This is a genomic window from Sporosarcina siberiensis (genome assembly GCF_042681925.1).
Classification (GTDB): domain Bacteria; phylum Bacillota; class Bacilli; order Bacillales_A; family Planococcaceae; genus Sporosarcina; species Sporosarcina siberiensis.
In genome coordinates this window covers 41050-54903 of the sequence record NZ_JBHUGI010000021.1, presented here as the reverse complement: position 1 = coordinate 54903, position 13854 = coordinate 41050, and the positions used below count along the sequence as shown (strand labels likewise).

The 13854-nt window shown below is 37.9% G+C and carries 16 protein-coding genes and 1 other annotated feature (1 of these 17 only partly in view); of the genes, 6 read left to right on the top strand and 10 right to left on the bottom strand.

Annotated features, from left to right (window positions below):
- Window positions 1-15: 15 nt before the first annotated feature.
- On the bottom strand, window positions 16-471 hold the full coding sequence (locus ACFSFY_RS07640; RefSeq protein WP_381536818.1) for a YflT domain-containing protein: 456 nt from the start codon (window positions 469-471) through the stop codon (window positions 16-18).
- A gap of 178 nt (window positions 472-649) precedes the next feature.
- Here ACFSFY_RS07640 and ACFSFY_RS07635 point away from each other — a divergent pair, with 178 nt between their 5' ends.
- Window positions 650-883 (top strand): hypothetical protein, encoded by a 234-nt coding sequence (locus ACFSFY_RS07635; protein ID WP_381536816.1) that lies wholly within the window; start codon window positions 650-652, stop codon window positions 881-883.
- Between the two features lie 42 nt (window positions 884-925).
- Here the strand turns inward: ACFSFY_RS07635 and ACFSFY_RS07630 are convergent, their stop codons facing one another.
- The 6 genes from ACFSFY_RS07630 to ACFSFY_RS07605 all read right to left on the bottom strand — a co-directional run bounded on the left by ACFSFY_RS07630 (window position 926) and on the right by ACFSFY_RS07605 (window position 5107).
- Complete coding sequence (locus ACFSFY_RS07630; RefSeq protein WP_381536813.1) at window positions 926-1630, bottom strand: CBS domain-containing protein; 705 nt, start codon at window positions 1628-1630, stop codon at window positions 926-928.
- A gap of 92 nt (window positions 1631-1722) precedes the next feature.
- Window positions 1723-2019, bottom strand: coding sequence for a hypothetical protein (locus ACFSFY_RS07625; protein WP_381536811.1), 297 nt, complete (start codon window positions 2017-2019; stop codon window positions 1723-1725).
- 104 nt (window positions 2020-2123) lie between these two features.
- On the bottom strand, window positions 2124-2906 hold the full coding sequence (locus tag ACFSFY_RS07620) for an ABC transporter permease (protein WP_381536809.1): 783 nt from the start codon (window positions 2904-2906) through the stop codon (window positions 2124-2126).
- The gene (locus ACFSFY_RS07615; RefSeq protein WP_381536807.1) at window positions 2903-3805 is read right to left on the bottom strand and encodes an ABC transporter ATP-binding protein; all 903 of its coding nucleotides are present in this window, start codon (window positions 3803-3805) and stop codon (window positions 2903-2905) included. Before ACFSFY_RS07615 ends, ACFSFY_RS07620 begins: the two co-directional genes overlap by 4 nt.
- Window positions 3802-3936 carry a PLD nuclease N-terminal domain-containing protein gene (locus tag ACFSFY_RS07610; protein WP_381536921.1) on the bottom strand — a complete coding sequence of 45 codons (135 nt, stop codon included), beginning with the start codon at window positions 3934-3936 and terminating at the stop codon, window positions 3802-3804. Before ACFSFY_RS07610 ends, ACFSFY_RS07615 begins: the two co-directional genes overlap by 4 nt.
- Window positions 3937-4168: 232 nt before the next feature.
- Complete coding sequence (locus ACFSFY_RS07605; RefSeq protein ID WP_381536805.1) at window positions 4169-5107, bottom strand: carbohydrate kinase family protein; 939 nt, start codon at window positions 5105-5107, stop codon at window positions 4169-4171.
- A 184-nt stretch (window positions 5108-5291) separates the two neighbouring features.
- Here ACFSFY_RS07605 and ACFSFY_RS07600 point away from each other — a divergent pair, with 184 nt between their 5' ends.
- The 5 genes from ACFSFY_RS07600 to ACFSFY_RS07580 all read left to right on the top strand — a co-directional run bounded on the left by ACFSFY_RS07600 (window position 5292) and on the right by ACFSFY_RS07580 (window position 9872).
- A complete protein-coding gene (locus tag ACFSFY_RS07600) occupies window positions 5292-5825 on the top strand; it encodes an RNA polymerase sigma factor (protein WP_381536804.1) in 534 nt (177 codons plus the stop codon).
- Window positions 5822-6580, top strand: a complete 759-nt coding sequence (locus ACFSFY_RS07595; RefSeq protein ID WP_381536802.1) for a hypothetical protein — start codon at window positions 5822-5824, stop codon at window positions 6578-6580. Before ACFSFY_RS07600 ends, ACFSFY_RS07595 begins: the two co-directional genes overlap by 4 nt.
- 134 nt (window positions 6581-6714) lie before the next feature.
- On the top strand, window positions 6715-7083 hold the full coding sequence (locus tag ACFSFY_RS07590) for a hypothetical protein (RefSeq protein WP_381536800.1): 369 nt from the start codon (window positions 6715-6717) through the stop codon (window positions 7081-7083).
- Window positions 7084-7213: 130 nt separating this feature from the next.
- The gene (locus ACFSFY_RS07585; protein ID WP_381536797.1) at window positions 7214-8596 is read left to right on the top strand and encodes an FAD-binding oxidoreductase; all 1383 of its coding nucleotides are present in this window, start codon (window positions 7214-7216) and stop codon (window positions 8594-8596) included.
- Window positions 8597-8669: 73 nt separating this feature from the next.
- On the top strand, window positions 8670-9872 hold the full coding sequence (locus ACFSFY_RS07580) for an alanyl-tRNA editing protein (protein WP_381536795.1): 1203 nt from the start codon (window positions 8670-8672) through the stop codon (window positions 9870-9872).
- Between the two features lie 64 nt (window positions 9873-9936).
- Here the strand turns inward: ACFSFY_RS07580 and ACFSFY_RS07575 are convergent, their stop codons facing one another.
- From ACFSFY_RS07575 to proS, 3 genes are all read right to left on the bottom strand, one after another.
- Entirely contained in the window at window positions 9937-10920 is a 984-nt protein-coding gene (locus ACFSFY_RS07575) for a c-type cytochrome (RefSeq protein ID WP_381536794.1), read from the bottom strand.
- 139 nt (window positions 10921-11059) lie between these two features.
- On the bottom strand, window positions 11060-11983 hold the full coding sequence (locus tag ACFSFY_RS07570) for a cation diffusion facilitator family transporter (RefSeq protein ID WP_381536792.1): 924 nt from the start codon (window positions 11981-11983) through the stop codon (window positions 11060-11062).
- Window positions 11984-12189: 206 nt separating this feature from the next.
- Window positions 12190-13629 carry a proline--tRNA ligase gene (gene proS, locus ACFSFY_RS07565; protein ID WP_381536790.1) on the bottom strand — a complete coding sequence of 480 codons (1440 nt, stop codon included), beginning with the start codon at window positions 13627-13629 and terminating at the stop codon, window positions 12190-12192.
- Window positions 13630-13672: 43 nt separating this feature from the next.
- Window positions 13673-13854: a binding site (T-box leader), on the bottom strand; it runs 36 nt beyond the window's last position.

The window sequence follows — 13854 nt, the reverse complement described above, 5'->3', positions numbered from 1 at the left end:
TGATTCCTTTTTGTTTTACAAATTCTGCGTATTGATTCGAGGAGTTACACCATCGCTTTCCTCGTTTAAATGAATATCCTCCATTTCCTGGCCACTACGATCTGGTTCTCTGCTGCTATCCATCCCTTCATTTTGTTTCCCTAATGCTTCGTCGATAAATAGTGCAATACCTCCATTCCTCACTTCATCAAAATATATTTCGGCTTCTTTTTCTGAAAAACCCATTTGAACGAGTGCCTTAAGAACCGGTTCGTCCCCACTTACATACACCTTGAAACGCTCTATCCAAGTGGCACCATGACCACCAATTAAATCAATACCCGTCTGACCATGTAACATAGACAAATTATCCTGTTCTCGTGAAACTGCAAACAAATCACTTTCCAAATATCCTTGTGCCAATAGTTCTGTTACTTTATTGAGCACACTATCGATTGAATGATATGTCCCGACATACTGCCTTTTTTCCATAAGAAATCAATTCCTCACATTCTATTTACTTTAATTTTAATCATTTATATTTCCATTAATTTACCCTTTCCAAAAGAAGAGTAAACATAAGAATCTTTTTCATGTTTAACTTTCAGAAAAGAGTGAAGTATACATAGACAATGAATCATAGATTAACAACGAAAGGGACGTGAGGAAAATGACGAAAAAGAAAGTATTCACAGAGCGTGATCGAAAAGATGCTGAAGGATCGTATATGGATAATCCCGAAAATTTGCGTACAGATAAAGAAAGTATTTACGATATGCATGAAGATTTACAAACTGTCGATTCCATACCTCTTGAAGACTTACGCATGGAATTAGAAGATGAAAAATTACACCATAAAACAAAAAATAGTTCATCAAGTGCAGAAAGATCACCTGGTTCTTAATAGAAAAAACGAACGTATGCTTAAACTGCATACGTTCGTTTTTTAATCTATTTTGATAAGATCTAATGGGGTTATAATTCCTAACAACTTTTCTTCAACTAGGCCGTTTTCGGTGATTAGTAGTGCATCTAGACGCTTACCTTTTACGACAGATTCTTTGAAAATTTCCTCCGCTTCATAAACAGATAGTTCTTTATTAATAAAGCGATACGTATTCTTTTTATTCTCATGACAATACATGTCGAGCAAAGTCGGTATTTCCCGGGAAATGTCACCTTTTGCATACTGATCTGCAAGCCAATACGTTATACCTTCAGACGTAATCAGCCCGATGAATTTTTGGTCTTCATAAATAGGGATTTGGTTAAACCTTTTTTCAAGAATAAGTTTAAGAACCTTATCTAGCGTATCTGACGCACGCAGTGTGTGAACTTTCCGTTGAAACATCTCGCCAACCGTTTTAGGCTTTGAGAGTTCCCTATCAATATACTCAATTAACTCAACAATATCATCATGAGGCTCTGCAATTGCATATTCTACTTCTGTTCGATGATGCACAATCGCATTACGTAAGCCAGCATATTCACGTAGATCATCTTCAAACTTCCTTACAATTGCATTCACTTTTTTTGCTCTATCAATTAATTTAAAAAACGGCATATAACCTGAAAATCCAATCGTTTTTTCCATAGATTTTTCAATTCGATTATAGGCCGTTAAAAAACGTTCTGAGTTCCGAATGCTCACGTGACTGACCCTCTTCCCCAAAAAATCAAATACCTTCAATAAGTACATCCTACTATAATTTGTATTGTAACCTAGATGTTATTTATAACATATTAATTGAATTGTGTGAAGTTCGTAAAAATCCCTGAAAATGAACCTAATGCCACTAAAATGATTATACCAACAATCCATAATGCAATCATAATTCCCGCAACTATTAAGTAAGCGCGTGCAAAATTACGTCTTAAACTCGTTGCATCGAAAGCCCATATGAACATCATGATAATGTTTACTAGAGGAATCATCAAAATGACAAACGTTAATATCCAAGCACCTACTGACATCTGTGGTGATACATGACTTCTCGAATCCATTACTTGTTTTTCTCCAAGTATCTCTGTTGCTTCCATAATTATCATCTCCATTCTATAAAATTTGAAATCTAGTATTCATACTATATGCTCAAGGTTAAGTTTAGGTTTAATTCTGAAAAATCGCGACTTTGTTTCTATATTCAAACTGTAGTTTTTGCTGAATTATGTTTTGACATAGTAATTCCAAATAGGATGAGTCCTATTATTAAAAGGATTGTCACAGAAATAGTCAACCAGAAATGCTGCATATTGATATCGCCTTGAAACCACTGAGCTGCATATAACGGCAGTTTCCAAGGCGAAATCCACCAATACCGGCCTAAAAGTGAATCTATAATTTGAAACACTAAAGTGATTACAATAGCAACACCAGCTGCAGCACCTGTTGGAAGCGATGCACTTAACACTAAAACGATTGTAACAACAAATAGTATCGAAAGACTATACGTAGTCAGAAACAGTAAAACATGTCGCACGTCTACTGAGTTAAAAAGCACTTCAATGTAATACCAGCTGGCCATAAATCCCAGCCATACACTTCCAAGAACAATGGCATTGATAACGATCCACTTACTCAAAAAGTAGCTCCAAAATGAAATTGGACGCACATACAATAGCGTAGCGGTTCCACTTTTTCGTTCACCTGAAATCGACCCCATAAAGGCAAGGATAATAACAAGCAGACCAATAAATTGGTATTGTCCTAGAAGGGATATGAAAATATCCTCTCCTTGTAACTCAGGCCAAATAAATTCTGCACCCTCAGGCATATTCCCTACGCTCTTCATGATTTCTGGAAGAAAGTGATTTGTTATTGGTTCCAAAATACCAAAAAGAATAAAAACGATTGGAATCCATACAATTTTATAGTTGCGAATGTTTTCACGTGCTTCTTTTTTTAGCAGTATACGAAAAGAATTCATTTAATCACCGCCACTCTCATAAAAATCTCTTCCAAGCTCACTGTTTGTCGTTCGACCTTTCGAACTTGAAATTTCTCGTTAGATAGCTTCATCAATATAGAAGACATTTCTACCTCATTTAAACGCACGTCTATAGACACAATCAATCCATCTACACTCGTATTCCAAGGAGACGTTCGAAGAAAACGCCGCACTTCTTCGATTCCATCAAATTCAATAATGACTTTTGGTTCTGCATAGCGGTTACGAACATCGCTAAGAGATCCTTGTTCGACAAGCCGCCCTTCTTTTAAGAAAAGAAGTTGATCTGTCATTTCTTCTGCATCATTTAATATATGTGTAGAATATAATATCGTTGTTTTCTGTTGCAATTCTTTAAGGAGATTCAGGATTTGGCGCCGACCGACCGGATCCAGCGCCGACACGGGTTCATCAAGAAGCAACAGTTGCGGCTTATGAACGATGGCTTGAGCTAGACCAAGTCGTTGTTTCATGCCGCCCGAGAACGTTCCAACTTTCTTTTTTAAATCACCATCTAAACCTACAAACCCCAATGTTTTTTTTGCCTCAATTGATGCATTTTTTGTTTCCACTCCACTTAGCATTGCGGCCATCTCAACAAATTCAAATGCCGAAAGCCACGGAAAAAACTTTGGATATTGTGGGAGAAATCCGATAATTGACCGGATATCTGGTGATGTATGATTATAGAATTTAATAGCACCTTTTGACGGTTCGACAAGCCCAGTGAGCATTGACAATGTTGTTGTTTTTCCAGAACCGTTTGGACCAATAAGTGCAGTTGAAGTGTTCTTAAGTAATTCAAAAGAGATTCCTTCTGTAGCTTTAAAATCACCATAAAACTTTGTTAAATCTTTCACCTGTAAAATTGGATTCAACTTTGTCGCCTCCCAAAAATGAAATACAGAATGGGTCCAATAAGATTACCGAGAACAATGATTATAATCCACATAATAAAAGGTCCATTCGTCCTTTGATTACGTATGATATCGACTAATGCCACAACCATTAAAACGAGTTGCAAAATAAGAATGGGTAAAATTAAATTCCAAGGAACATTTGCAAACTGCGACATACCCTCACAACCTTTCAATTGTAACTGATAATTAAATTATATCACAACTGTTCTATCATTCATATAACAGTCCTTATTTATTAATACATATAAAAACGACTTAGAAGGCATAATTATTCTGTTTATGACAGAAAAAACCTTCCCGATTTATAGGAAGGTTTAATTTTTATTCATCTATCTCTTCAAGATAAGGCAGTGCGGAAAGCGCACCTTGTTTCGTTGCACAAAGAGCACCAAGTTTGTTTCCAAATGCAATATAGTCAATCCATTCGTTACATGATGCGGGTTTTCCTTTTAAGTGGATTTGACGAAGAATACCTGCAATGAATGCATCACCTGCACCTGTCGTATCAACAGCCTCTACAGCCTCAACCCCTACATGTGTTTGTATTCCATCTATTACTACATATGCCCCTTTAGCCCCAACAGTAATGAGTACAACTGGAATGCCATATCTTTCGAGCTGTCTAATTCCATCTTCAATTGTTTTTGTTTCCGTCAGAAAAGAAAGTTCTTCTTCGGTAAGTTTCAATAAATCGACTTTACTAAGAAACGAACCAATTGTTTCACGACATAGCTCTTCATTCTTCCAACGCAGTGGTCGTATATTTGCATCGAACGAAATTAGTACGTCTGATTCAACCGCTAGCTCAACAGCCCTCTGTGTTGTTTCAAGTGCCGTTTGCTGAAATAATGTTCCCGATCCAAAATGAAAAATAGATGCTTCACGAAATGCTGCTTTTGTTAAATCTTCATATTCTACTTGGATATCCGGTGTTTCATCTATATATTTATGGAAGATACGCTCATTTGTTTCCCCCAAATGAATATACACACCACTGACACGTTTATTAGGGACAAGTACTGCATAATCCAAATTCACCCTTTCCTCTCGAAGTCTTTTACGGACAAATTCAGAGGCCGGATCATCACCAGTCACTGTAATGAAAAAACAAGATGCCCCTAGCCGCGAAACGCCTGCTGCTACATTTACTGTCGCTCCACCAAGAAATTTGGTATACGTAAGGTTTGTTTCATCGTTAGCTATATAATCGATGAACGCATCACCATAAATCAAGATTTGGTTTTTTACCGAATTAATCATCGTAGGACTCCTTGTAATTAAATTTATCTAATCATAGCATGACTAGCCTTTTTCTATAGCTAGTTCTATTAAAATATCTTATATTAAAATTTATTTGCACCTCCCGAAAACTTTCCTATCGTTTTAAGGGTATATATAGTAAGAGCGGTCAAGTTATCGTTGTCCGGAAAGGAGTAAGTGCCCTATGATGCAAGATGATTGGATTGAAAAAATAAAAAATGGAGATAAAGAATCGTTTCGACAGTTCTATGAGGCATATTCGAATTATGCAATTCGAACAGCTTCTGCAATTACAAGGAACACCGAAATGGCAAAAGATGCCGTACAAGAAACGTTCATTCGGGTCTTCCGTCAAATAGGGAGCTACAATCCTGATTTACCATTCGATCCGTGGTTTTACAGAATCTTAACAAATGAATGCCTTCGATTATTAAAAAAAGAAGCTCTCCTATCCAAAGGAGGACATATTAATCTTGAAAATGATCCAACACTTGTAGAGGAATCTTTTGATCAGTTATCCGATTTGTACGAAACGATTCAAGCCTTAGACGATTCACATAGAATCCCTCTTATTTTAAAATATATAAAAGGATTTACTGAAATCGAAATTGCGAACATTTTAGGGTTAAATCACAATACGCTAAAATCACGGTTGTTCCAAGGTCGGAAAAGACTAAAAGAACAGTTGGAACGAACTGGCGAGGAGGGTGAGAAATGAGTAATTTGGATGAGCAAATCGCTAAAGATCTAAAAAGACATATAGAAGAAGATGTGTCGCAGTTACAAGATGAAATATGGTCAAATTTAGAAAACGAATTATTTAGTGAAGAATCCACTAAAGGAGAGGATGTAAAGAAAGTGAATAAGAAAAAGAAAAATCGGGTTATCCCTATAATTGCTACAGCCGCTGCAGCCATCGCCATTGCATTCTCTCTACAAACAGAACCTGGAATGGCCTTTGTAAAAGGTATTAAAGATATGTTTGTCCCAGAAAAAGAAATCATTCAAAACATCGAAGGAACAGACGAACCTACTGACGTTAATCTAAATGAAGGAAAAGACTCAGAATATGTCATTTATATCGATGAAACACGTTACAAGATGATACCTGGTGAAAATTCAGATATAGTAACCACAATTGAACCTCTTCCAGAAAAATTTCCGGAGGTTACTATGGAAATTAAGCAAGTTGCAGATGAAAAACCAGAAGATCTTGTAAAGAAAATAGAAGCGGATCTGAAAACAGATTTTCCAGAGCTACGTGAAATTGAAACAGTCACTGAGCCGGTCAAAGGATTTCTACTACACGGCTTGAACGGAAATAACTGGGATTCCGTTGTTGTTCACCTCTATGTGATCAGCAACGGAAAAGAAGGAAGTTACGTTATTAGAGAAAACTACTTCCTTGAAGCCGCCGAGGGTCACGGCGCAAGATTCCATCATATGCTCGAAAGTTTTGAAATTGTAGAGTAATACTTGTGCAAGGGATTGTTATAACAATCCCTTGCTTTACTTTTGTGTTTGAATGCATATTTACAAGGTTAAAAGGGTATAGATTAATATATTGCCTTTTATGGTAATTTACTATTTTAAAAGGAGGATATTAAATGGAAAAGGACAAAGTAATCGTTCTATTCGATTATCTCATACTCTTTACATACTTGATTTTCATTGTCTTTATATGTCTCCTCTTAACGCGTTTTCTTATTAGAAGAAATGTGGACTACTTAGTTTGTCTTTTGGCTGTTGCTTCCATTACCCTATTTAGTAGTCTTGCAATTTTGAAGTTCGGTTATGAAAATTCTGGTGATGCTCCATTCTTTCAAATAGTAATGACTGCCTCACTCATACTACTTACTTTACTCTTTGTCGCTATTATTATAAAAAATATATGGCCTGATAAATATGAACAAGTAGTACCCAAATTTCAATTTATGCAAAAAAAAGAAGAAAAAGCTCCTCACATGAATAAGTGAGAAGCTTTTTTATTTAATGCTATGTTGAATTGTCGACATTAAAACGTATACTAGTATGTAGTGTGAATTTATAGCATAAGTAAATAGATACTAGAAAAAAACATCATTCGTTTATAAGGAGCTAAAAGAAATGACAAACTCAATCGAAATCATAACAGATGCTTTAAAAAAAGTTCTTAAAGACGACCAAGTAACAGTCAATACAACGGTTCGCGAACTTCACGGACGCGACGAATCGTACCATGCTCAGCAGCTCCCAGATATTGTTGTGTTTCCAGAATCGACGCAAGACGTAAGCAATATAATGATTGTTTCAAAATCACACCAAATTCCTGTCATTCCTTTTGGACTTGGTTCAAGTTTAGAAGGTCATGTTATCCCTTTGAAGGGTGGAATTACAATTGATTTCTCTTTGATGAATCAAATATTAGAAGTTAAAGAAAACGACTTCCTCGTTACCGTTCAACCAGGTGTAACGCGTACTCAGTTAAACCAACGATTGAAAAAACATGGCTTGTTTTTCTCAGTAGATCCCGGAGCAGATGCAACTCTTGGCGGAATGGCTGCAACAAATGCTAGCGGAACGACTTCTGTAAAATATGGTGTGATGCGAGACCAAGTCCGTGATTTAGAAGTTGTTATGGCTGATGGTACAATCATTCATACGGGGAATTTAGCTGCAAAATCTGCATCTGGATATCACTTAAACGGTTTATTCGTAGGGTCTGAAGGTACACTTGGTTGTTTTACCGAATTAACTCTTCTCGTTCATGGAATTCCAGAACATATTACAGCTGCTAGAGCATCTTTCCCTACAGTAAATGACGCGGTTGAAGCTGTTGTTTCTATTTTACAAGCTGGAATTCCCATTGCACGTGTAGAATTAGTTGATGAACCTTCAATGAAACAGACAAATATTTATAGTGAGACAAATTATATAGAAAAACCTACCCTTTTCTTGGAATTCCACGGTAATGAAGCGGGATTGAAATCAGATGTTGATTTTACAACGATGATTGTGGCAGACCATCATTGTGAAGGTATTGAGTTTGAAACAGATAATGCTGGAAGAAATAGACTTTGGGAAGCCCGTCATAACCTGGCTTATGCTTTTATCCATGGATATCCGGGTAAAAAAATGATGGTAACGGATGTATGTCTTCCGATTTCAGAACTTGCAGGTGCCGTTGAATATGCACGTGAAATTGTTCACGAACTCGGATTAATCGGCGGCATTGTTGGTCATGTCGGAGATGGAAACTTCCACGTATTATTAATGATGGACATGAGTGATTCCGAAGAAAGAGCAAAAGCCGATGATTTAAATGAACGCATTGTATTGTACGCTCTTGAACGTGGTGGCACGTGTACAGGTGAACACGGCGTAGGTATCGGAAAACAGAAGTACCAAGAACGTGAACATGGAGCTGCTTTGCTTGTAATGGAAAAAATTAAAAAGGCACTAGACCCGGATAATTTATTGAATCCAAATAAGATTGTGAAATTAGATTAAATGAATAGAGAATCCAAACCCATAGGTTTTGGATTCTCTATTTTTGAAGAAATTATAGAATGGAGTTCATTTTATGCTGAAAAACCGCCTTTATTATGAGGACCCCTATCAAAAGCAATTTAGAACAAACGTAATTAAAGAATCAAAAGATACAGAAGGCAACCCGTATGTCGTATTGGAAAACACCGCTTTTTATCCCACAGGTGGTGGACAACCTCATGATACCGGTTCTTTAAATGGAATTCATGTCGTTAATGTTGAAGAAGAGCATGGAGAAATCCGTCATTTCATAAAAGAAAGTCTTGAATGCGAAGATGAAGTAAAAGGTGAGATTGACTGGGAGCGAAGATTTGACCATATGCAACAACATGCGGGACAACATATTTTGACCGCAGCATTTGTAGAATTGTTCGATTTTCCCACTGTCAGTTTCCATCTAGGCCGCGAGACTGTTTCAATTGACATAGATGTAGAAAGTATTACCATTGAACAATTGAATGCAGCTGAATTATTGGCAAATGATATTATTTTAGAAGACAGGCCTATTGAAACAAAATGGATTTCTGAGGGCGAGCTTATCGATTACTCATTGCGAAAAGACGTTGCTGTTACAGATGAAATCCGACTTGTAATCATTCCAAACTATGATACGAACGGTTGTGGCGGTACACATCCTTCTTCAACTGGACAAGTTCGAATGATCAAGATTTTACATACCGAAAAACAAAAACAAAAAGTACGAGTGCATTTCGTTTGTGGTGAACGTGTACTTCAACAACTAGAACAAAAGAACCTAGAGTTAACAACTGCATCGAAGCTTTTAAGTGTTCCTGAAGCTGGCGTAGCTATCGCTATAGAAAAGCTATTGCAGACAAATCATTCCCATGAAAAAATGTTGAAAGAATCAAAAGAACTAATTTTAGCATATGAAGCAAAAGCGTTATTGACTACCCAAGAACATGGCGTTATAAAGGCAGTATACGAAAATCGAAACGCCCAAGAATTGCAAAAACTGGCTAGAGTTTTGGTAACTGAAACAGAAGATGTCTACATCTTTCTAGTTTCTGAAAACGAACGCCAATTGCATTTTGTCGCTGCACGTGGTGCTTTAAATTCCATAAGTATGAAACAGGTTTCTGCTAATGTGTTCCCTCTAATCGATGGAAAAGGTGGCGGAAGCGACGCCTTTGTTCAAGGCGCTGGAAAAAATCTAATCTCAGCAATTGAACTGCTAAGCGTGATGCAAGAATCCTTGAATTTAAGAACAAATAGTTAAATTTAAAAACGAAAAACCTTCCGACTTTTTGTCGGAAGGTTTTCACGTAATCTATGCAACAAGCTTATTTATTTTTACCAAGTACTTCGTCCCAATCGATTGTTCCATCATTCAATTGTTGACGAAGTTCTTTTGTCATTAAATCACTAGGACGACCGCCGTTCGGCCAATCTTTTGCGTGATTTTTGAACTCTGGTCGATCATGCGACAAGATATATGCTGATAAATCACTTGCTTCCTGGTCTGACAATGTATTTGGTGCTCCAATAGGCATATTGTTTTGAATATAACCTGCCATTTTAGACAATCGGGCAACCCCTGCACCGTCATTAAATGACCCTTTACCCCAAAGCTTTGGCCCAGTATTTGAACCGGTTCCAGAACCATCGCCTGCGTGACATGCGATACATGATTTCTGATAAAGCACTTCTCCGTCTGCTACACTCGGAATGGGCATATCATCAAGGTTACTTTGATGACGCCAAGGAAGTTCTGCACCAACAGGTATTCCTTCAGATATATACGTGAAATAGGCAACCATGGCGTCTAAATCTTCGTCATCTTCTGCAAACTTCTCTCCGTCCATACTACGGACCATACAGCCGTTAATTCGCTCTTCAAGTGTAACTATAGAACCCGAACGTCCAATGTACATTGGGTAAACAGCAGTCATACCAACAAGCGAAGATACTTCTTCTTCAAGTCCAGCTCCAGCGTGACAACTCGTACAAGATAATTCGTTGACTCTTGCCTCACCATCCTCAACAGTAGCTGCTTCAGATCGTAAAACGTTTGATGTGTCATTTGTTAGTTCATACCCTCTGAGAATTGCTTCTCCAAGCGGTCCTTCGGGTACATCGTCCATTGATGGTGGATTGTGTGCAATTCCAGCGACATCAGTAGATGGTGGTACGTTTTCAGTAGGCGTTTCAGGTGCCTGATCAGTTGTTTTTTTTGTGTTGCTCATCAATTGGGTTGCCATTAAGACAATCACTACAAGAGAAAAGGCAAACAGCAATCCTAGTGTAAAAGTTTTTGTACTTCTCATTAGAATAACCTCGCTTTCAATAATCCCTATTGTATTTCGACCTAAACTTACCATTTATCAGCGGCATAAGTCTACACGATATACCAATGTTACCCATTTGTTACTATGAGTATGTCTATTTAATCACAAGATACCTATCTTACTTGACTATTTCCGAGTTTTGTTCCTCTATCTCATACCAAGGATTTAAATGAACGAGTACTTCATCTACATCAGAATGCTTTTCCATAATTACTCTCTTAATTTCTCGTAATATGTCATGCCCTTCTTGAATTGTTAAATCACCTAGAATCGCCACTCGCAGGTCCACCAATATATAATGTCCGTGCTCTCTTGCACGCAACCGATCAATTCGTTTCACCTCTGGAATCGATAAAATTAATAAGGAAAAGTCCTCCAACTTCTCCGTACTAACGCTTTTTTCCATAAGAGTATCAAGCGCTTCAATCCCGATTTGGTAAGCAAGTCTAAATACCAATATGGAGACTATAAAACCAGCAATTGGATCTCCGTACGAAAGAAATGGAATCTCGAAAGCATCCCCTAAAAGCGCGAGACCAATACCAATAACTGCCGCGAGCGATGCATATACATCCGCAAGATGATCATATGCAGTCGCAATCAACCCTTTACTATTCGTCAATTTTCCTATTCTTATTGTATATATGTATAAAGCTTGCTTCCACACTAGCGAGAGAATTGCGGTGAGTAATGCTAGAAAACTGGCTTTCGCGGGCTCTTCAAAAATCGCAGATACAGCCTCAAAAGCAATGTAAATTGCGGCCAATGCCAAAATAATTGCCACAATACCCGAACCGACCACTTCTGCCTTACCATGTCCATATGGATGATTTTCATCTGCCGGACGTTTGGAAATGCGCATGGATGTGAGCGCTGCAGCAGATGCCACAACATCTCCCGCATTATGAAAACCATCGGCAAGCAATACCGGACTGTTAAAAAGAGTCCCAACAGTAATTTTTAGGATGGTGAGTAGTATATTGCTAATTAAACTAATCCAGACAGCTATTATTGAAGCATTTGGCTTAATTTCCTTACTCATAACACTCCACCTCCAAATTTATTCTTTCCCTCAGGCAACAAAAACCCTCGACTGATTCCAGTCAAGGGTTTTTGGGTTTTCATATTATGTTTACGTAAATTTATAAATGCACTCATAATTATCACTCACTAGTTTTTTGGCGTTCCATAAGCATACCATAATTGATTTCCAGATGCAATTCCTCAGGAATGAGCACCCTTTAACAATTAATAAGCCCTTGCAAACCACACGGTATGTTTGGATTCATTTCCACAATTAATGCATGCGGACTTCGTTGCTGGTGGGTTGAATGGGATGTTGCGCGTTGTGAATTTGGTAGTTTCTTTCACGTTTTCTTCACAGGCATCATCTCCACACCAACCCGCGAGAACCCATCCAGGGATTTCTTCGCTATCTGCAGAATCCGTAATATGTTTCGATAATTGTTCAAGTGAATCGATATGTGTATGAGAATGTGTTTCACGGAATGCCCGAGCTTTTGTAAGCAAGCGAGCTTGCATCGTCACTAATTCTTCTTCAATTCTAGCGACAAGCCCTGAAAGCTCCACTGCTTCTTTTTCGCCTTCATCGCGCGCTTTTATAAGTGCTTGATCTTTTTCCAAGTCACGTGGCCCTAATTCCACACGTACCGGAACGCCTTTTAGTTCCCATTCATTGAATTTGTATCCTGGGGATTGGTCGGAATCATCCAAACGTACACGAACCCCTTTTTCTTTCAATGAAGCAAAGATTTCATCCAACTTTTCCATAATTGCAGGATTCTTTTTCCACGGACCAACCGGAATGAGCACAACCTGAGTTGCGGCAACTCTCGGAGGTAATACAAGTCCTTGCTCATCACCATGTACCATAATGACAGAACCGATCAACCTTGTAGACGTTCCCCATGAAGTCGTATGCACAAATTCATGTTTGTTTTCTTTATTTAAATATTTTATATCAAAAGCGTTTGCAAACTTTGTCCCTAAGTAATGTGATGTTCCAGCTTGAACAGCTTTTCCATCTTTCATCATTGCCTCGATTGAATACGTATCTATAGCCCCTGCAAAACGTTCCGATGGTGTTTTTTGGCCATCGTATACCGGAATTGCTAAAAGATCTTCTACCACTTCTTTATAAATATTGAGCATTTGCATCGTTTCAGCACGTGCTTCTTCTTCATCTACGTGAGCAGTATGCCCTTCCTGCCATAAAAATTCAGACGTACGAATGAAGGGTAATGTTTTCTTTTCCCAGCGAAATACGTTCGCCCATTGGTTAATTAACACTGGAAGGTCACGGTAACTCTTTATCCAATCCGAATATAAGTGACCGATCATTGTTTCCGAAGTAGGGCGCAGTGCGAGACGCTCTTCTAACTTTTCACCTGCCGCCTCCGTAACCCAAGGAAGCTCTGGTGCAAACCCTTCGATGTGATCTTTCTCTTTTTGAAAAAAAGACTCAGGAATGAGCATCGGGAAGTATGCATTACGATGGCCTGTTTCTTTAAAGCGTTTATTCATTTCATCTTGAATGTGTTCCCAAATTTCATAGCCGTCCGGTTTAAAAGCAATACAACCCCGAACTGGTGTATAATCCATTAAATCTGCTTTTTGAATTGTATCAATATACCATTTTGAAAAGTCACTCTTTTGTAGATTTGTCATTGTTTTTTCCTCCTTATAATAAAAAAACACAAAGATGCCCTAATATAAGGACGTCTTTGTGTTATATGGACGTGGTACCACCTTAGTTCAGCTCAAATAAAATTAAGCCCTCTAATACGTTTTGTAACGAAAACGATTCGGTTATGTTGTCATAACGCCTCAGTGGAAGGTTTCAATAAGGAGTGGTGATATAGCTTTCAGCAATTCGCTATACTCTCTGTTTCA